The sequence below is a fragment of the Mesorhizobium sp. M0052 genome, from assembly GCF_040323255.1.
Lineage (GTDB): Bacteria > Pseudomonadota > Alphaproteobacteria > Rhizobiales > Rhizobiaceae > Mesorhizobium.
This window is the reverse complement of the sequence record NZ_JAMYUS010000006.1, coordinates 57,571-74,947: the sequence shown is the minus strand read 5'-3', so window position 1 is coordinate 74,947 and position 17,377 is coordinate 57,571. Positions and strand designations below refer to the sequence as shown.

Here is a 17,377-nt window from a genome sequence, read left to right as displayed (position 1 = left end):
TTATTGAGACTTTAGCGACCCGTTGGGGGGTGCAGCTAGGTCGATACATCAAGAGAAGTCTTAAAAAAAGCCGGCAACTTCATGACCGGCGGGAGAAACAGAATTGCACACCATCGACAGCAAGACCGCTATTGAACTGACTGCTGACATCGTCTCGGCCTATGTCGGCAACAATCCGCTCCCTGCGTCCGGCCTGCCGGATCTGATCGCCAGCGTCAGCGCATCGGTGCGCAAGCTGGGCAGCATTGCCGCCGTGGAAAGCCCCGCGCTGAACCCGGCTGTCAATCCGAAGCGGTCGGTGTTTCCCGACCACATCGTCTGTCTTGAGGACGGCAAGAAATTCAAGTCGCTGAAGCGCCACTTGATGACCGACCATGGTCTCAGCCCGGAGGAATATCGTGGCAAATGGGGCTTGCCGTCGGACTATCCGATGGTGGCGCCGAACTACTCCGCGACCCGTTCGGCACTGGCCAAGTCTTCGGGCCTCGGCCGCAAGCCGGCCGTTCCGGCCGCCGCGGCCAAGGTGACGAAGCGCAAACCCAAAGCCTGAACCAGGCAGCCTCTGAAAAGTCAGTCTGCTGTTTGCAATGGACGGCGCGCTTAAGGCGCGCCGTTTTCATGCCTTATGCCCCCGCCGGCGCCCAGGCCCTTGCGAAGCGCCGCCCTCCCGTGCAAAAGCCCCGGCATGCTTATCATCAACGATCTTTCGCTCCGCATGGCCGGACGCTTGCTTCTCGATCATGCCTCGCTGACCTTGCCGGCCGGCACAAAGGCCGGCCTCGTCGGCCGCAACGGCACCGGCAAGACGACGCTGTTCAAGGCCGTCACCGGCGACTTTCCCTCCGAGACCGGCTCGATAAGCCTGCCCAAGAACACCCGCATCGGCCAGGTGGCGCAGGAAGCGCCCGGCACCGAGGAGCCGCTGATCGAAATCGTGCTCAAGGCCGACCTCGAGCGCACCGCATTGCTCCAGGAGGAAAAGACCGCCACCGACGCGCACCGCATTGCCGACATCCATATGCGGCTGGCGGATATCGATGCGCATTCGGCGGAATCTCGCGCGGCCACCATCCTCGCTGGCCTTGGCTTCGACGACGCCGCGCAGCGCCGCCCGGCCTCGTCCTTCTCCGGCGGCTGGCGCATGCGTGTGGCGCTCGCCGCGGTGCTGTTTGCCGAGCCCGACCTTCTGCTGCTCGACGAGCCGACCAACTATCTCGATCTCGAAGGCACGCTGTGGCTGGAAAACTATGTTTCGAAATACCCGCACACGGTGCTTCTGATTTCGCACGATCGCGACCTGCTCAACCGCGCCGTCAATTCCATCGTTCATCTCGACCAGAAGAAGCTGACCTTCTGGCGCGGCGGCTACGACCAGTTCGAGCGCCAGTACACCGAGCAGAAGGAGTTGCAGGAGAAGGGCCGTGTCAAGCAGGAAGCCGCGCGCAAACACATGGAGTCCTTCGTCGAACGCTTCCGCGCCAAGGCTTCGAAGGCGAGACAGGCGCAGTCGCGCATCAAGGCGCTGGAGAAGATGAAGCCGATCGCGGCGATCGTGAACGACACGGTGAGGCCGTTCTCTTTCCCGGAGCCGGTGAAAACGGTGGCGTCGCCGATCATTGCCTTGAACAACGTCAATGTCGGCTACACCGAGGGCCAGCCGATCCTCAAGAAGATGACGCTGCGCATCGATGCCGATGACCGCATCGCGCTGCTCGGCGCCAACGGCAACGGCAAGTCGACCTTCGCCAAGCTTCTGTCGGGCCGGTTGAAGCAGGAGAGCGGCACCATGACGGTGGCGCCGGGCCTGAAAGTGGCTATCTTCGCGCAGCATCAGCTCGACGATCTCAGGCCTGATGAAAACGCCTATGAGCATGTCCGCCGGCTGATGCCGGAGGCGCCGGAATCCAAGGTACGTGGCCGCGTCGCCCAGTTCGGTCTCACCACCGAGAAGATGAACACCGCCGCCAAGGACCTGTCCGGCGGCGAGAAGGCGCGCCTGCTGATGGGCCTGTCGGCCTTCGAAGGCCCGAACCTGTTCATCCTCGACGAACCGACCAACCATCTCGACATCGACAGCCGCGAATCCCTGATCCATGCGCTGAACGAGTTTCCCGGCGCCGTCATCCTGATCTCACATGACCGCCATCTGCTGGAAGCGACCGCCGACCGGCTGTGGCTGGTCAAGGACGGCGCGGTCAACCCGTATGATGGCGACCTTGAGGACTACAAGACGCTGGTCACCGGCGTGTCGGGTGACCGCCGCGGCAAGCGCGAGGCCGAGAAGGCATCGAAGGCCGATCGCCGCCGCGATGCCGCGGCGCGCCGCGCCGCCTTCGAGCCGCTGGCCAAGGAAATCCGCGCCACCGAAGCGCTGATGGACCGCATCCGCAAGCGCATCGACCTGATCGAGGATGAACTCGCCAATCCGGCGGTATACGAGAAGGATCCATCGACGGCGACCCGGCTGGCCAAGGAGCGCTCGCAACTGGCACAGCAGCTTGCCGGTCACGAGGAAAAGTGGCTGACCATGTCGGCCGAGTACGAGGAAGGCACGGCGGAGTGATTTACCCTCCCCCTTGTGGGGAGGGTCGATCCGCAAAGCCGAGCGGGGCGGGGGTCTGCGCCGCACCCCACCCCGGCGCTGCGCGCCGACCCTCCCCATCAAGGGGAGGGTAAGATCTGGCCCTACACGCCGCCTGCGAAACCCGCTAAAAACGCCGCATGAACCAGCACGCCAAGCTCAGAATCGGCCACTCCGCCTGTCCGCATGATTGCCCTTCGACCTGCGCGCTCGAGGTCGAGCTGCTCGATGGCAACCGCATCGGCCGTGTCCATGGCGCCAAGTCCAATACGTATACGGCTGGCGTCGTCTGCGCCAAGGTCGCGCGCTATGCCGATCGTGTCCATCATCCGGACCGACTGCTGAAGCCGCTGATGCGCGCCGGCGCCAAGGGCGACGGCGTCTGGAAGGAATCCAGCTGGGAAGCGGCACTCGACGTCGTCGCCGAGAACTTCATCGCGGCCGAGGAAAAATACGGCTCCGAGACCGTCTGGCCTTATTTCTATGCCGGCACGATGGGGCTGGTGCAGCGCGACGGCATCGACCGGCTGCGCCATGCGAAAAAATACTCCGGGTTCTTCGGCTCGATCTGCACCAATCTGGCCTGGACCGGCTGGATGATGGGAGCGGGCGCCTTGCGCGGTCCCGATCCGCGCGAGATGGCGAAGTCCGACTGCGTGGTGATCTGGGGCACCAATGCCGTGGTCACGCAGGTCAATGTCATGACCCACGCCATCAAGGCGCGGAAGGAGCGTGGCGCCAGGATCGTCGTCATCGATGTCTACGAGAACGCGACGATGAAGCAGGCCGATATAGGCCTTGTGCTGAAGCCCGGCACCGATGGCGCGCTGGCCTGCGCGGTCATGCATGTGCTGTTCAGGGAAGGCATGGCCGACCGCGCCTATCTCGAAAGATACACCGACGATCCGAAGGGGCTGGAAGCGCATCTGGAGACGCGCACGCCGGAATGGGCTTCCGCCATCACCGGTCTTGCCGTCACCGAGATCGAGGCTTTCGCCCGCCTCGTCGGCACGACGAGGAAAACCTATTTCCGCCTCGGCTATGGCTTTGGGCGTCAGCGCAATGGTTCGGTCAACATGCACGCGGCGTCCTGCATCGCCGCCGTCACCGGCGCCTGGCAATATGAGGGTGGCGGTGCCTTCCATTCCAATTCCGGCATCTTCAAGCTCAACCAGGATGTGCTGGAAGGCACCGCGATGCGCGATCCCAATATTCGCCATCTCGACCAGTCGCGCATCGGTCCGGTGCTGACCGGCGCAGCGGACGCGCTTTACGGTGGCCCGCCGGTGACGGCGATGCTGATCCAGAACACCAACCCGGTGAATGTCGCACCCGAGCAGCGGCTGGTGAAACATGGTTTTCTGCGTGATGACCTGTTCACCTGCGTGCACGAACAGTTCATGACCGACACGGCAAAGCTTGCCGATGTCGTTTTGCCGGCAACGATGTTTCTCGAGCATGACGACGTCTACAAGGGCGGTGGCAACCAGCACATCACGCTCGGTCCCAAGCTGATCGAACCGCCGGAAGGGCCGCGCACCAACCATTTCGTCATCGAGCAATTGGCGCAGCGTCTCGGCGTCGCCGACCGGCCGGGCTTTGGCCTGACCGAGCAGCAGCATATCGACATCATCCTCGGCAAGCGCGGGCTGGGCTCCTTCGCCAGCCTCAAGGAAGACAAATGGGTCGACCTGCAGCCGGATTTCGAGGCGGCGCATTTTATCGATGGTTTCGGCCATGCCGACAAGAAATTTCACTTCCGCGCCAACTGGAGCGGGCAGGCGGCGCCCAACCGGCCGCCGAAAAGCATGGGCCTGTTCGGGCCGGTGGCGGAACTCCCCGAATTCCCCGACCATGTCGACCTGATCGAGGTCGCGGATGCGGAGCATCCGTTCCGGCTGACGACATCACCGGCGCGCAACTTCCTCAATTCGACCTTCTCGGAAACGCCGGTGTCGAAGGCCAAGGAAGGCCGGCCGGAATTGTTGTTGCATCCGGACGACGCTGCCGCGCTTGGCTTGGGCGACGGCGACCGTATCGAGGTCGGCAACCGGCGCGGCGAGGTGGTGCTGCACGCAAAGCTGTTCGAAGGCCTCAAGCGCGGCGTGGTGATCGCCGAGGGCATCTGGCCAAACAGCGCCCATGAGCGTGGCGAAGGCATCAATGTGCTCACCGGCGCCGACGCACCAGCGCCCTATGGCGGTGCGGCCTTCCACGACAACAAGGTCTGGCTGCGGCCGGCTGGCTGAAGCAATTCCAGGAAAAGTGTGAGCGGTTTTCCGTCCGGAATTGCGTAAAAGTGACTGGCTATCCCGGCAGAGGCACCGTCAGCCCCACCTTGACACGGTCCATGGCAACGAAGGTGCGGAATTTTCGGACATTCTTGCTGTCGAAGAACAGTCTGCGCGTCAGGGCCTCATAGGCCCCCATGTCGGCCGCGGTGATGACTAGGATGAAGTCGGCCTCGCCGGTGACGTAGTAGCATTGCTGCACTTCGGGCTCTGCCGAGAATTGCCGCTTGGCCGCGTCGATCAGGTCCGAGCGTTCGCTCTCCAGTTCGACCTCGACGAAAATGGTGATGGGATGGCCGACCGCCGCCGGGTCGACCACGGCGACATTGCCCGCAATGACGCCGGACTGTTCCATGCGCTTGATGCGCCGCTGCACCGCCGGCGCCGACAGGTTGACGGCTTCGCCGATCAGCCGCTGCGGCATCGTGTTGTCCCGCTGCAGGATGGCAAGGATGGCGAGGTCGAAACTGTCGAGTGAAGGCGATCGAGGCAAAGCGCTATCCTGGCGAAACAAACTTGCATTTCGAAGCGCCAATAACAGCGCTATTTGCGCCTCGGCTGCAATATGATTTCGTCACACACAAAGGAGGCCACCCGTGTTCCTGCTCAACAGCAATGCCTTGCACCGTCGGCCGCTCGATCCGGTCGATGCCGAAACGCTGGGGAATGCCGGTGCCGATACGGTCGAGCGCTTTCTTGCCCATCGCGACAATCACCTGGCAACTCCGTTGCATGCATTGCCGACGCTGGCCGGCGAACTCGGCCTCGGCGCCGTCCACATCAAGGATGAAGGCTTTCGCCTCGGTCTCGGCAGCTTCAAGGCGCTCGGCGGCGCCTATGCCGTTTTTCGACTGGTGCTGGAGGAGGCGAGCCGATCGCTTAGTCGGCCCGTTGACGTGGCCGATCTCAACCGGTTCGACGTCCGGGCGGTCGCTGCCGGCATGACGGTTGCCTGCGCCACCGACGGCAATCATGGCCGCTCGGTCGCGCAAGGTGCACAGTTGGTTGGCGCGAAAGCGGCAATCTTCGTTCACGCCGGCGTCAGCGAGGCGCGCATTGCAGCAATAGCCCGCTATGGCGCCGAGATGATCCGCGTCGACGGCAATTATGACGACTCGGTCAGGCAGGCCGCCGAGGTTTCAGCTGAGCAAGGCTGGACCGTGGTGTCCGACACCTCCTGGCCGGGCTATGAGCGCATCCCGGGCCTGGTGATGCAGGGCTATACGGCGATCGTGCGCGAAGCGTTGGGCCAGTTGCCGCAGCCGCCGACCCATGTCTTCGTGCAGGCCGGTGTCGGCGGCATTGCCGCCGCGGTGGCCGGCCATCTCGCCATCGTGCTCGGTGACGCCAGGCCGACCTTCATCGTCGTCGAGCCGACCCGCGCCGCCTGCGTTGTCGCAGCCGCCCGGGCGGGCCACGTGGTCAAGGTCGCACACGATCAGCCGACGGTGATGGCGATGCTCGAATGCTACGAGGCCTCGCAAGTTGCCTGGCGCGTTCTGGCGCGGGTTGCCGATGCCTTCATGACGGTGGATGAGGAGGAGGCGGTCGCGGTGATGCGGCGGCTGGCACGGCCGGCTGGCAATGATCCAGTGATCGTCGCCGGCGAAAGCGGCGGCGTCGGTCTTGCCGGGCTGATCCGGGCGGTGGCCGACCACAAGGCCGCTCTCGGGCTCGACGACAAATCCCGCGTGCTTGTAATCAACACCGAAGGCGCCACAGACCCGCACCGCTATACCGAGCTGGTCGGGCAGAGCCCCGCCGATGTGCTGGCCGGCAAGCTGAAGGCCGAGGCATAGCCATGATCTGGATCGATGCACAGCGTCTGCTTGGCCGCATCCGGGAACTCGGCGCCGTTGGCCGCGACAGTGGGGATAGGCTGATCCGGCTCGCCGCCTCCGACACAGACAAACAGGGCCGTGACCTCTTTGTCGGCTGGCTCAGGCAGGCCAGGCTGGAAGTCGCCATCGACCGGGTCGGTAATATCTTCGGCATCTGGCAAAGCTCCGACAATGCCGGGCAGGCGCCGCTGCTCATCGGTTCGCATATCGACACCGTTATCGATGCCGGCATCTATGATGGCTGCTACGGCGTGCTGGCCGGGCTGGAGGTGATCGAGACGCTGCAGGCTTCGGGCTTTTCGCCGTCGCGCCCGGTCGCGGTCGCCGCTTTCACCAATGAGGAAGGCGTGCGCTACACGCCTGACATGATGGGCTCGCTATGCCATGCCGGTGGCGTCAGCGCCGAGGCCGTGCTGGCCGCCATCGGCACGGATGGCAGCGTGCTCGGCCAGGAGCTCGCCCGCATCGGCTATGCCGGCGACCGCGAACCCGGCTTCCTCAAGCCGCATGCCTATCTCGAACTTCATATCGAGCAGGGGCCGGTGCTGGAGCGTGAAGGCGTGCCGATCGGCGCGGTCGAGAATTTGCAAGGCATTTCCTGGCAGCGCATCACCATCGACGGCGCCGCCAACCATGCCGGCACCACGCCGATGTCGATGCGCAGCGACGCCGGCTACGCCGCCGCCCGCATCATCACCTTCCTGCACGATCGGGCCAGGGCTTCAAATGGGCCAACCGTGGCCACGGTCGGCACGATGCGCTTCGAACCCAACGCCATCAACGTCATTCCCGCGCGCGCCGTCTTCACCATCGACCTGCGCGATCCCGACGAACAGCGCTTGCAGGCGCATGAGGCGGCCCTTGCTGCCTATCTCGAGGAGCTTGAGGTTTTGGAGAACGTATCGATCTCGGTCGAGCGGCTCGCCCGCTTCGAACCGGTGCTATTCGACATCGGCATCGTCGAACTGATCGAGGCGGCCGCGAAGAACCGCGGTCTCGGCGTCAGGCGCATGACATCGGGCGCCGGCCATGACGCGCAGATGATGGCCCGCCTCGCGCCGGCGGCAATGATCTTCGTGCCGAGCGCCGGTGGCATCAGCCACAATCCGCGCGAACACACTGAAGATGCCGAGCTTGTCGCCGGCGCCAACATCCTGCTTGATGTCGCCAGTGAGCTTGCAAAATAGGTCGGGGAGAAAATGGCTGAGCTCGATCGTGATGTGCTGAAGCAGGAAATGACCGGCTGGCGGCGCGATTTGCACGCGCACCCCGAGTTCGGCTTTGAGGAAAAGCGCACCGCTGCCTTTGTCGCCGCGAAGCTGCGCGAATTCGGGCTGGACGATGTTGCAGAGGGGGTCGGCGGCACCGGCGTCGTTGGCACATTGAAGCGCGGCAGCGGCAACCGGGCGATTGCGCTCAGGGCCGACATGGATGCGCTGCGCATCACCGAGCAGTCCGCGACCACCCATCGCTCGCAGAACCCCGGCATCATGCATGCCTGCGGCCATGACGGCCACACCACCATGCTGCTCGGCGCGGCAAAGCTGCTGGCCGCCGAGGGCGGTTTCGACGGCACCGTGCGCTTCATCTTCCAGCCCGCCGAGGAATGGGGCAGGGGCGCGCTGGCGATGCTGGACGACGGGCTGCTGCAGCGCTTTCCCTTCGACGAGATTTTTGGCCTGCACAACATGCCTGGCCTGCCCGTCGGGCATTTCGAGACCCGTGCCGGCCCGTTCATGTCGGCGGAGGACAATTTCGAGATCGTGCTCAAGGGCATCGGCGGCCATGCGGCGCGGCCACATTCCGGGAACGAGACCTTGGTCGCCGCCTGCGCGCTGGTCACCAATCTGCAGACCATCGTCTCGCGCCGGCTGAGTCCCGCCGACATTTCGGTGGTTTCGGTGACCGAGCTGATCACCGACGGCACCCGCAACGCATTGCCCGGCCTCGCCTGCATCCTCGGTGACGCCCGCAGTTTTCGTCCCGAGGTCAGCGCCGAGATCGAGCGCCAGATGCGGGTCATCGCGGCAGGCACCGCCGCTGCCTACAATGTCACCGCCGACGTGACCTATAGCAGGGAATTCGTGCCGCTGCAGAACGATGCCGACCTGGTGGACGCGGCCTTTGTCGCCGCAAGGCGCGTGCTGGCCTATGGCGCCGCCAGCATCGCGGCGGAGCCGATGACCGCCTCGGAGGATTTCGCCCGCTTCCTCGATCACGTACCGGGCTGCTTCGTCTTTCTCGGCAATGGCGAGACCTCGCCGCCGCTGCACAATTCCAGCTACGACTTCAACGATGACGGGCTGTTGCACGGCACGAATTTCCACGCCGCGATCGTCAGGCAAAGGCTGGGCGGCGCGATCGTGAAGTGACGCCTGATCGCCTTCGCAACTGGCCCAAGCGGCACTGCTATCGCCAGCCAGTTGCCGGGTTTAGGGAGATGGCCTGTTGCCGGAGATCGCACGCCGATGGCCAGGGTTTCGCTTCTGGGAATACCGCATGACGAGAACTCGTCCTATCTCAAGGGCGCGGCCGCAGCGCCGGCCCTGATCCGGCGGGAACTCAAAAGCGACGCGCACAGCTCGTGGAGCGAAACCGGCTTCGATGTGGCGGACAGTTTCGTCGACCACGGCGACATCGACTTTTCAGGCGCCGGCGGTCCGTGGGAACGAATCGAGGCCGAGGTCGGCCGCGCGCTGGATGCCGGCCACCCGTTGATCAGCCTCGGCGGCGATCATGCCATCGCCTGGCCGGTGCTGCGTGCCGTGCGCCGCCGCCATGCCAGGCTAACGATCGTCCAGATCGACGCCCATCCCGACATCTACGATGCCTATCAGGGCAACAGGCGGTCCCACACCTCGTCCTTCGCGCGCATCCTGGAGGAGGGGCTGGCTGACCGGCTGATCCAGATCGGCCTGCGCACCCTCAATGATGAGCTTTGTGACCAGCTCAAGCGCTTCGGCGTCGAAATGATCGAGGCGCGGCATTTCAGCGAGGATCTGCAGCTCGATCTCAAGACGCCGGTCTATCTCTCGGTCGATCTCGACGGCCTCGACCCGGCTTGTGCGCCCGGCGTGTCGCACCGCGAACCCGGTGGTCTTACAACCCGGCAAGTGATCAACCTGATCCAGCGGATCGACCAGCCCATCGTCGGCGCCGATGTCGTCGAATACAATGCAAGCCAGGACGTCTCCAATCTCACCGCGCTGGTTGCCGCCAAGCTGGTCAAGGAGATCGCCGGCATGATGCTCAAGACGCATGGCGCCGGCTGAATCAATCTGGCAGGGCGGCATGGTAGATCATTGTTGCGACTCGCATTTCCAATGAAAGCCGCCATGCCGCATCCATTGAAAATAGCCATAGCCGGTGCGCTCGGCCGCATGGGCAGGGAGATGGCGCTGGCCGTCGAGACCGATCCCAGGCTGGCGCTCGTCGCCCGCTTTCACAGGCCGGGCAGCGCCGGCGAGGGGCTGGTCGAGCGCGACGAAGCACTGGCGCTTGCGGACGTCGTCATCGATTTCACCACGCCTTCGGCCTCCGTCGATCTTGCACAAGCTTGCGCGGCCCGCGGCGGCCCGGCGCTGGTCATCGGCTCGACCGGCTTCGAACCTGCCGATCTCGCCGCCATCGCTGCTGCTTCGAAGTCCGTCGCCATCGTTCGCTCAGGCAGCTACTCGCTGGGGCTCAACATGCTGGCTGGGCTGGTCGAACAGGCGGCGCGAGCACTTGGTCCCGCCACCGACATCGAGATCCTGGAAGCGCATCACCGCATGAAGGTCGACGCACCGTCGGGCACGGCGCTGATGCTGGGCGAGGCGGCCGCTCGCGGACATGGCGTCAGGCTGGACGATGTGGCGAAACGCATCCGCGACGGCGTTACAGGTCCACGCCCTGCCGGCGAGATCGGCTTTGCCGTGCTGCGCGGCGGCAGCATCGTCGGCGAGCACAGCGTGAGCTTGCTGGCCGAGGGCGAGACGCTCACGCTTTCCCATTCGGCGGGCCACCGCTCGATGTTCGCGCGCGGCGCCATTGCGGCAGCACGCTGGGTCGCCGTCCGGCCGCCCCGCGAATACGACATGCGCGACGTACTGGGCTTCACGACCTTTTGAGATGCAAGGGTAACGCAACGAGGGGCGTTGGAGGTCGGAGCCGCCTAGAGAATAGAATATAGCAACAACTACGCCATTTCGCGCCTTCCAACACCGAACCGAACGGTTCGGTTCGCACATTTTTGTGATTGGCAATGGCAGCAACGCACACCCATTTCGGGGTGGTCCGAGCGACGCGAATTCCTCCCAAGGCACGCCACTTGACGGACAGAACTGAAAAATCTGGATTACCTGAAATGACCAAGATCGCACTTACCGCTGCTGCCATCCTCCTTGCCACCGGCACCGCTTTCGCAGGCAGCGACCACTACGGCTCCGACGGCGTCAACCAGCCTGCTGTGACAGCGCCCGCCGGCAACATCGATCACAGTTATACCGCCTCGATCCGCAAGCCGGCCAGCCTCGGCGATTTCACGATCAAGGGCGACTCGAACCAGCCGGAATCCGGCCAGGGCATATGGGGTCGTTGATTTTCTGAGAAATCGACGACCACAAAGAGCGGTGGGCCTGGCCCACCGCTCTTGGTTTTATGCAATCGACTCGGGCCGCAAAGATCTTGAATCAATCCGCCAGCAGCGGGTCCTATCTCCTTGTTTGACCGTGGTCTTTTCAAAACACGGTTTGCGGCTGTCACCTGCGGCTAGCCCGTTAGGCAGCTTGGTCTAGCTTATATCCTTCGGCTTGATGCAATGCGTCAACCGGGCCGCGCCGAAGCCGAGATCCGCCCAATCGCCGTCGATGACAAAGCGGGCAAGGGCGCCGGTCGGGAGTTTCTCTTCAAGTTTCCTTAGAGCAGCCACACCCGATCGCGGACCGGCGAGCCGGCGGGCAAAGTCCTCCAGGCCGGGATTATGGCCGAGCACCAGGAGACAGCTAGCCGATGCGACTGCCTGCTGCACCTCGGCCAGAATGTCGCCAGCCGTGGCTTCGAAAAGCGCCTCGGCGAACTCCACCGTTACGCTCGCCGAAAGTTCCGCCGAGACCAGCCGCCATGTCTCGCGCGTGCGCAGCGCCGGCGACACCAGCGCCAGGTCAGGCAGCCAACTGCGCCGGGCCAGTTCGCGCCCCATCAGCGGCGCCGTCTTCAGCCCGCGCGGCCCGAGCGGCCGGTCGAAATCAGCAAGCGCCGGGTCGTCCCAGCTCGACTTGGCGTGGCGCAGCAGGAGCAATTGTCTCGGTGTCGCCAATGTCGGCCTACGGCGTGATCCGCGCCAGATGTTCGAGATCGCGTTCTTCGCGCAGCGGGTCGGGCGCCATCACCACGGAAGTTCCGTTTTCGGCATCGTCGGCGAAATGTGCCAGCACGGTGCGACCGCCTTCCATGTGCGCCTTGCCGTCAGCGACCAGCCCGAGCGCCAGCGCATAAAGCCGGTGCTCGGCCTTCAGCACTCTGGCGGCCAGCGTGTCTTCGTTGTCGCCGACCATCACCGGCACCGCTGCCTGCGCGATGATCGGGCCGTCATCCATCTCTGATGTGACGAAATGCACCGTGCAGCCATGAATGCGAATGCCGGCGCGCAGGGCGCGCGCATGCGTATCGAGCCCTTTGAAGGCCGGCAGCAGGGCAGGGTGGATGTTGAGCATGCGCCCTTGCCACTTCTCGACCAGGCCGCGGGAGAGAATGCGCAGATAGCCGGCCAGCGCCACGATCTCGGCGTTGAACGCAATCAGCGCGGCGTCGATCGCCGCATCATGGGCTTCCTTGCTGGCATGGTCGGCGCGCACGATGACCTTGGTCGGGATACCGCGCGCGGCCGCGATGCCGAGGCCGGCGGCGTTGGCCCGGTCGGAAATGACGCCAACGATCTCGGCGGGATAGGCCGGGTCGCTCGCCGCCGCGATCAGCGCCGTCATGTTCGAGCCGCGTCCCGAGATCAGAACAACCGTGCGTTTCCTGCTCATAGGCCGATCGAGCCCCGATAGATGACGCCGGCGTCGCGGCGCGGAACGATGCGGCCGATCGGCGTCACAGTCTCGCCGGCCTCCTGCAGCACGGCTGCGACCTGTGCCGCCTGGCCGGAGGCGACGACGAGGATCATGCCGATGCCGCAGTTGAAGGTGCGCATCATCTCCTCCGGCGCCACGCCGCCAGTCTTCGCCAGCCAGGAAAACACCGGCGGCACATCGATGGCATTGAGATCGAGTTCTGCGGAAAAGTCCTTGGGCAGGACGCGCGGAATGTTTTCGGGAAAGCCGCCGCCGGTGATATGGGCCAGTGCCTTGATGCCATGCGTGTTGCGGATGGCCTTGAGGACCGACTTCACATAGATGCGGGTCGGCTCGAGCAGCGCCTCGGCCAGCGTCGCTTCGTCGTTGAACGGCGCCGGATCGCTCCAGGCAAGCCCGCTGACGGCAACGATACGGCGCACCAGTGAAAAGCCATTCGAATGCAGGCCCGAGGAAGCCAGCCCAAGCAGCACGTCGCCTTCGACAATATCGTCGGTCGGCAGCAACTGGCCGCGTTCGGCCGCACCGACGGCGAAGCCGGCAAGGTCGTAATCCTTGTCGTTATACATGCCGGGCATTTCGGCGGTCTCGCCGCCGATCAGCGCGCAGCCGGCCTGTCGGCAGCCGATTGCTATGCCGCCGACGATTGCCGTCCCCTGGTCGGGGTCGAGCTTGCCGGTGGCGAAATAGTCGAGGAAGAACAGTGGCTCGGCGCCCTGCACGACGATGTCGTTGACGCACATGGCGACGAGGTCGATGCCGATCGTGTCGTGCTTGCCGGCATCGATGGCGATCTTCAGCTTGGTGCCGACGCCGTCATTGGCGGCAACCAGCACCGGATCCGTGAAACCCGCCGCCTTGAGGTCGAACAGGCCGCCAAAACCGCCGATCTCGCCATCGGCGCCCGGCCGGCGCGTCGCGCGCACCAGCGGCTTGATCTTCTCGACCATGAGGTTGCCGGCATCGATGTCGACGCCCGCCTCGGCATAGGTGAGCCCGTTCTTGCGCTTGGCCCGGTCGCCCTTGCTCATCGTCGGCGCATCCCTGTTTCCCTCGGCGGCTCTTCGCATGAATGGTTTCGGGGGGCAAGGATGACGACAGGATACCGGGCTTTTGCCCAAGATAAATACGTGGACAGTCGCCCCTTCACCGCTGGTCCTTGCAGCCACAATCCATCTCCATCATCTATCTGCAGAACAAGCATGGCGGGACATGCCTTTGACCATTCCCAACCTCATCACCATCCTGCGCTTCGTGCTGGTTCCGGCCGTCGTACTGGCGATGCTGAATATGCGCTGGGACTGGGCCTTTGCCGGCTTTCTCGTCGCCGGCATTTCCGGCGGCGTTGACGGCTTCATCGCCCGCCGTTTCAACCAGCATTCGAAACTCGGCGCCTATCTCGATCCAATGGCCGACAAGGTGCTTCTGGTCTCGGTGTTCGTGGTCATGGGCTTCATCGGGCAATTGCCGCTGTGGCTGGTGGTGACCATGGTGTCACGCGATGCGCTGATCATCTGCGCCGTGCTTTTGTCCACGGTCATAGCGCATCCGGTCGAGATGAAGCCGCTCTATGTGTCGAAGGCCAACACCGCCGCCCAGATCGTGCTGGCGCCGTGGTGCTGGGCGAACTTGCCCTTGGCCTCCACCTCGACCCGCTCAGGCCTGCGCTCATATTGCTGTCCGGGGTCTTGACCGTGGCTTCGGCCGCGGCCTATCTCGTGGCTTGGCTGAGGCATATGAGCGGCTATGGCGAAGGCTCCACCCAGGGTAGTTGACAAGAATGCCGCGACTGCCGCGTTAGCAGACGCGGCTGCGTCCCTGGCGTTTCGCCGCCAGATTTTCTTCTGGCTGGGCACGGCAATCTTCCTGGCGCTGTTCCTCTACATTTTTTCCAGCATCCTGTTGCCGTTCGTTGCCGGCATGGTGCTGGCCTATTTTCTCGACCCGGTCGCCGACCGGCTGCAACGCCTCGGCCTCTCCCGGCTGATGGCGACGGTGGTCATCCTGATTGCCTTCATCGTCCTTTTGGTGCTGGCCTTCGTCATCCTGGTTCCGGTACTGGCCACGCAGATGGCCGATTTCGCCAGCAAGCTGCCGGAATATCTGACCCGGCTGCAGTCGCTGATCACCAGCTTCGATCCGAAATGGCTGGAGCAGAAATTCGGCGTCAATGCCAATGGCCTGCGCGACGGGCTGAATTCGCTGCTCACTTCCGGTTTCGGCCTGCTGAGCACCGTCTTCACCTCGATCTGGAGTTCCGGCGTTGCTCTGGTGTCGGTGGTCAGCCTGTTCGTGGTCACTCCGGTTGTCGCTTTCTACATGCTGCTCGACTGGGATCGCATGGTGGCGGTCGTCGACAGCTGGGTGCCGCGCGATTATGTCGGGACGGTCAGGGCGATCTCCAGGGACATCAACACCGCGACCGCCGGCTTCGTGCGCGGCCAGGGCACGCTGTGCCTGGTGCTCGGCGGCATGTATGCCACCGGCCTGACGCTGACCGGGCTGAATTTCGCCATCCTCATCGGCCTCTTCGCCGGGCTGATCTCGTTCATCCCTTATGTCGGCTCGCTGACCGGACTGGTCCTGGCCGTCGGCGTCGCCTTCGTCCAGTTCTGGCCGGACTGGACCATGATCGTTGCTGTCGCCGTGGTGTTCTTCATCGGCCAGTTCATCGAAGGCAACATCCTGCAGCCCAGATTGGTCGGAAAAAGCGTCGGCCTGCACCCGGTCTGGCTGATGTTTGCGCTGTTCGCTTTCGGCGCCCTGTTCGGCTTCGTCGGCCTTTTGATCGCCGTTCCTGCTTCGGCGGCGGTTGCCGTGCTGGTGCGGTTTGCCATTGCCCGCTATCTCGAATCGCCGCTCTACAAGGGACACTCCACCGAGCCCGTCCCGCCGCTGCCCGCCGCTCGCGGCGGCGGCCACCGGTCGCCGCGCGGCTGAACGTGACGGATCATAAGACCGAACCGCCGCGCCAACTGCCGCTCGACCTTGGCCACGGCACCGGCTACTCGCGCGACGAACTGGTGGTGTCGGCCACCAACCGCGAGGCGGCAGCCCTTGTCGATCGCTGGCCGGACTGGCCGTCGCCGGTGATCGTGCTCGCCGGCCCGGCCGGTTCCGGCAAGACACATCTGGGTTCGATCTGGCAGGCGCGGACCAACGCTGTGGCGGTCGATGCCCAGCGCATCGGCAATGCCATCACCGGGCTTGGCGGCAGGCCGGCGCTGATCGACGATGTCGACAAGACAGCCATCGACGAGGCGGGCCTGTTCCATCTCATCAATGAAGTGCGCGGCGCCGGGGCCACCTTGCTGTTGACGGCGCGGCGCTTCCCCGCCGCCTGGAGGGTGAGGTTGCCCGATCTTGCCTCGCGGCTGAAGGCGGCGGCAACCGTCGAGATCCATGAGCCGGACGATTTGCTTCTGGCCGGTGTCATCACCAAACTCTTCGCCGACCGCCAGGTCGAGGTCGAGCCGCATGTCGTGCAATATCTGGTGCGCCGCATCGAGCGCTCGCTGGCCACCGCCATGCGCGTGGTCGAGCGCCTCGACCGCACCGCGCTCGAGCGCAAGACGCCGATCACCAGGGCGCTCGCCGCCGAGATCGTCAGCGCCATGGATGAAGGGCAGGGCGAGTTCGAGGTTTAGGCAGTGGAAGGAGAAGACTCCGCTCCTGTCCCATTTCGAGAAGAAACCTCTGGCATCCATCTTGCAACACTGCGTTTGCCGGCTGACCCCGGTCCTGATCGCGTTCCTGATCGGGTTGTAGGCTCGCCGGGAGTGATGATTGGGGTTCTCGCCCGGCGAGCTTACCTTCAGATAGAATCGCCGCAAGGCCTACGATTGCGCGCCAGCTGTCATTCAGACTTCACCAAGCCGCAAGATCTCATCGTCCTGCATTGAAATGGACCATTAGATGGTCTACTTTTTGGATATGGACCAGAGCATGGTCCATAAAGGAGCGGTCAATGCAGGTATCCGTTACAGACGCCAAGGGGCAGCTCACCGAACTGGTGCGTCGTGCCGAGGCTGGGGATGAAATTATCCTGACCCGCCATGGTCATGCAGCCGTGCGCCTTGTTCCCGTGAAGGCTGCCCCTGACAGGAAAGGCCGCCGGGCATTGCTGGAGGCAATGCGAGCATCCGGCGCTGCCAAGGCAAAGGCCGGGTCGGATGCCGCGCGGAGCCAGGATTTCCTCTATGGCGCTGATGGCCTGCCCGAATGATCGTGGTCGATACCTCGGCCCTGATGGCGATCGTTCTTGCCGAACCTCAATCCAGTGCCTGCATTGCGGCGCTGGAAGCCGAAGACGATATTTTGATCTCGGCTGGCACAGTGGCCGAGGCGCTGATCGTGGCGGATAGGCGCAATGTCGGTGAGGAAATGGCCGGCCTGATCGACGGGCTCGGCTTCGAGGTCACGGCGGTGACACCAGCCTCTGGCCGACGCATAGCCGAGGCGTATGGGCGATGGGGCAAGGGTATTCATCCGGCCGGGCTCAATTTCGGCGATTGCTTTGCCTATGAAGTGGCAAAGGATCGGGCCTGCCGCTTACTCTATATTGGCGACGATTTTTCGAAGACCGATATCGAGAGCGCTCTATAGAGC

17 protein-coding genes and 1 pseudogene are annotated in these 17,377 nt (G+C 64.1%); 14 read left to right on the top strand and 4 right to left on the bottom strand.

Annotated elements, in window-relative coordinates; translation table 11 throughout:
- Window positions 1-103 precede the first annotated feature (103 nt).
- The 3 genes from NKJ77_RS09545 to NKJ77_RS09535 all read left to right on the top strand — a co-directional run bounded on the left by NKJ77_RS09545 (window position 104) and on the right by NKJ77_RS09535 (window position 4,830).
- Window positions 104-550 carry a Ros/MucR family transcriptional regulator gene (locus NKJ77_RS09545; protein ID WP_023670270.1) on the top strand — a complete coding sequence of 149 codons (447 nt, stop codon included), beginning with the start codon at window positions 104-106 and terminating at the stop codon, window positions 548-550.
- A gap of 135 nt (window positions 551-685) precedes the next feature.
- Window positions 686-2,563, top strand: coding sequence for an ABC-F family ATP-binding cassette domain-containing protein (locus NKJ77_RS09540; RefSeq protein WP_352535031.1), 1,878 nt, complete (start codon window positions 686-688; stop codon window positions 2,561-2,563).
- 158 nt (window positions 2,564-2,721) lie between these two features.
- Window positions 2,722-4,830: a molybdopterin-containing oxidoreductase family protein gene (locus tag NKJ77_RS09535; RefSeq protein ID WP_023695559.1), complete on the top strand. Its 2,109-nt coding sequence runs from the start codon at window positions 2,722-2,724 to the stop codon at window positions 4,828-4,830.
- 58 nt (window positions 4,831-4,888) lie between these two features.
- On the opposite strand, the gene NKJ77_RS09530 is transcribed toward NKJ77_RS09535, so the two are convergent.
- Entirely contained in the window at window positions 4,889-5,365 is a 477-nt protein-coding gene (locus NKJ77_RS09530) for an Lrp/AsnC family transcriptional regulator (protein ID WP_023684753.1), read from the bottom strand.
- A 103-nt stretch (window positions 5,366-5,468) separates the two neighbouring features.
- Between NKJ77_RS09530 and NKJ77_RS09525 the strand changes: the two genes are divergently transcribed.
- The 6 genes from NKJ77_RS09525 (at window position 5,469) to NKJ77_RS09500 (ending at window position 11,292) form a co-directional block, all read left to right on the top strand.
- On the top strand, window positions 5,469-6,671 hold the full coding sequence (locus NKJ77_RS09525) for a diaminopropionate ammonia-lyase (protein ID WP_352535029.1): 1,203 nt from the start codon (window positions 5,469-5,471) through the stop codon (window positions 6,669-6,671).
- A gap of 2 nt (window positions 6,672-6,673) precedes the next feature.
- Window positions 6,674-7,900: a Zn-dependent hydrolase gene (locus NKJ77_RS09520; protein WP_352535027.1), complete on the top strand. Its 1,227-nt coding sequence runs from the start codon at window positions 6,674-6,676 to the stop codon at window positions 7,898-7,900.
- A 12-nt stretch (window positions 7,901-7,912) separates the two neighbouring features.
- A complete protein-coding gene (locus NKJ77_RS09515; RefSeq protein WP_352535025.1) occupies window positions 7,913-9,085 on the top strand; it encodes an amidohydrolase in 1,173 nt (390 codons plus the stop codon).
- A gap of 96 nt (window positions 9,086-9,181) precedes the next feature.
- Entirely contained in the window at window positions 9,182-9,985 is an 804-nt protein-coding gene (gene speB, locus NKJ77_RS09510) for an agmatinase (RefSeq protein ID WP_352535023.1), read from the top strand.
- Between the two features lie 63 nt (window positions 9,986-10,048).
- Window positions 10,049-10,822: a 4-hydroxy-tetrahydrodipicolinate reductase gene (dapB, locus tag NKJ77_RS09505; protein ID WP_352535021.1), complete on the top strand. Its 774-nt coding sequence runs from the start codon at window positions 10,049-10,051 to the stop codon at window positions 10,820-10,822.
- Window positions 10,823-11,058: 236 nt separating this feature from the next.
- Window positions 11,059-11,292: a DUF680 domain-containing protein gene (locus NKJ77_RS09500; RefSeq protein ID WP_023684758.1), complete on the top strand. Its 234-nt coding sequence runs from the start codon at window positions 11,059-11,061 to the stop codon at window positions 11,290-11,292.
- A 192-nt stretch (window positions 11,293-11,484) separates the two neighbouring features.
- Here the strand turns inward: NKJ77_RS09500 and NKJ77_RS09495 are convergent, their stop codons facing one another.
- The 3 genes from NKJ77_RS09495 to purM are packed head-to-tail and all read right to left on the bottom strand — an operon-like array spanning window position 11,485 to window position 13,800.
- A complete protein-coding gene (locus NKJ77_RS09495) occupies window positions 11,485-12,009 on the bottom strand; it encodes a SixA phosphatase family protein (RefSeq protein WP_023693925.1) in 525 nt (174 codons plus the stop codon).
- A gap of 7 nt (window positions 12,010-12,016) precedes the next feature.
- Entirely contained in the window at window positions 12,017-12,724 is a 708-nt protein-coding gene (gene purN, locus NKJ77_RS09490) for a phosphoribosylglycinamide formyltransferase (RefSeq protein WP_023689060.1), read from the bottom strand.
- Window positions 12,721-13,800, bottom strand: coding sequence for a phosphoribosylformylglycinamidine cyclo-ligase (gene purM / locus NKJ77_RS09485; protein ID WP_023693923.1), 1,080 nt, complete (start codon window positions 13,798-13,800; stop codon window positions 12,721-12,723). The genes purN and purM overlap by 4 nt, the downstream gene beginning before the upstream one ends.
- A gap of 187 nt (window positions 13,801-13,987) precedes the next feature.
- Here purM and NKJ77_RS09480 point away from each other — a divergent pair.
- The 5 genes and pseudogenes from NKJ77_RS09480 (at window position 13,988) to NKJ77_RS09460 (ending at window position 17,374) form a co-directional block, all read left to right on the top strand.
- Window positions 13,988-14,544 (top strand): annotated as a pseudogene (locus tag NKJ77_RS09480) (CDP-alcohol phosphatidyltransferase family protein).
- Window positions 14,516-15,709 carry an AI-2E family transporter gene (locus NKJ77_RS09475; protein ID WP_023711891.1) on the top strand — a complete coding sequence of 398 codons (1,194 nt, stop codon included), beginning with the start codon at window positions 14,516-14,518 and terminating at the stop codon, window positions 15,707-15,709. The pseudogene NKJ77_RS09480 and the gene NKJ77_RS09475 overlap by 29 nt, the downstream one beginning before the upstream one ends.
- 2 nt (window positions 15,710-15,711) lie before the next feature.
- Window positions 15,712-16,416, top strand: coding sequence for a DnaA regulatory inactivator HdaA (hdaA, locus tag NKJ77_RS09470; protein ID WP_023819148.1), 705 nt, complete (start codon window positions 15,712-15,714; stop codon window positions 16,414-16,416).
- Window positions 16,417-16,736: 320 nt separating this feature from the next.
- The gene (locus NKJ77_RS09465; protein WP_023711889.1) at window positions 16,737-16,994 is read left to right on the top strand and encodes a type II toxin-antitoxin system Phd/YefM family antitoxin; all 258 of its coding nucleotides are present in this window, start codon (window positions 16,737-16,739) and stop codon (window positions 16,992-16,994) included.
- Window positions 16,991-17,374 carry a type II toxin-antitoxin system VapC family toxin gene (locus NKJ77_RS09460; RefSeq protein WP_352535019.1) on the top strand — a complete coding sequence of 128 codons (384 nt, stop codon included), beginning with the start codon at window positions 16,991-16,993 and terminating at the stop codon, window positions 17,372-17,374. The genes NKJ77_RS09465 and NKJ77_RS09460 overlap by 4 nt, the downstream gene beginning before the upstream one ends.
- Window positions 17,375-17,377: the final 3 nt, after the last annotated feature.

Excerpts from the sequence above, each read along its gene's own strand:
- NKJ77_RS09500 (WP_023684758.1), top strand. The coding sequence starts at position 11,059 with ATGACCAAGATCGCACTTACCGCTGCTGCCATCCTCCTTGCCACCGGC.
- NKJ77_RS09535 (WP_023695559.1), top strand. The coding sequence starts at position 2,722 with ATGAACCAGCACGCCAAGCTCAGAATCGGCCACTCCGCCTGTCCGCAT.
- NKJ77_RS09460 (WP_352535019.1), top strand. The coding sequence starts at position 16,991 with ATGATCGTGGTCGATACCTCGGCCCTGATGGCGATCGTTCTTGCCGAA.
- purM (WP_023693923.1), bottom strand. The coding sequence starts at position 13,800 with ATGAGCAAGGGCGACCGGGCCAAGCGCAAGAACGGGCTCACCTATGCC.
- NKJ77_RS09465 (WP_023711889.1), top strand. The coding sequence starts at position 16,737 with ATGCAGGTATCCGTTACAGACGCCAAGGGGCAGCTCACCGAACTGGTG.
- NKJ77_RS09520 (WP_352535027.1), top strand. The coding sequence starts at position 6,674 with ATGATCTGGATCGATGCACAGCGTCTGCTTGGCCGCATCCGGGAACTC.
- purN (WP_023689060.1), bottom strand. The coding sequence starts at position 12,724 with ATGAGCAGGAAACGCACGGTTGTTCTGATCTCGGGACGCGGCTCGAAC.
- NKJ77_RS09475 (WP_023711891.1), top strand. The coding sequence starts at position 14,516 with ATGGCGAAGGCTCCACCCAGGGTAGTTGACAAGAATGCCGCGACTGCC.
- NKJ77_RS09540 (WP_352535031.1), top strand. The coding sequence starts at position 686 with ATGCTTATCATCAACGATCTTTCGCTCCGCATGGCCGGACGCTTGCTT.
- NKJ77_RS09515 (WP_352535025.1), top strand. The coding sequence starts at position 7,913 with ATGGCTGAGCTCGATCGTGATGTGCTGAAGCAGGAAATGACCGGCTGG.
- speB (WP_352535023.1), top strand. The coding sequence starts at position 9,182 with ATGGCCAGGGTTTCGCTTCTGGGAATACCGCATGACGAGAACTCGTCC.
- dapB (WP_352535021.1), top strand. The coding sequence starts at position 10,049 with ATGCCGCATCCATTGAAAATAGCCATAGCCGGTGCGCTCGGCCGCATG.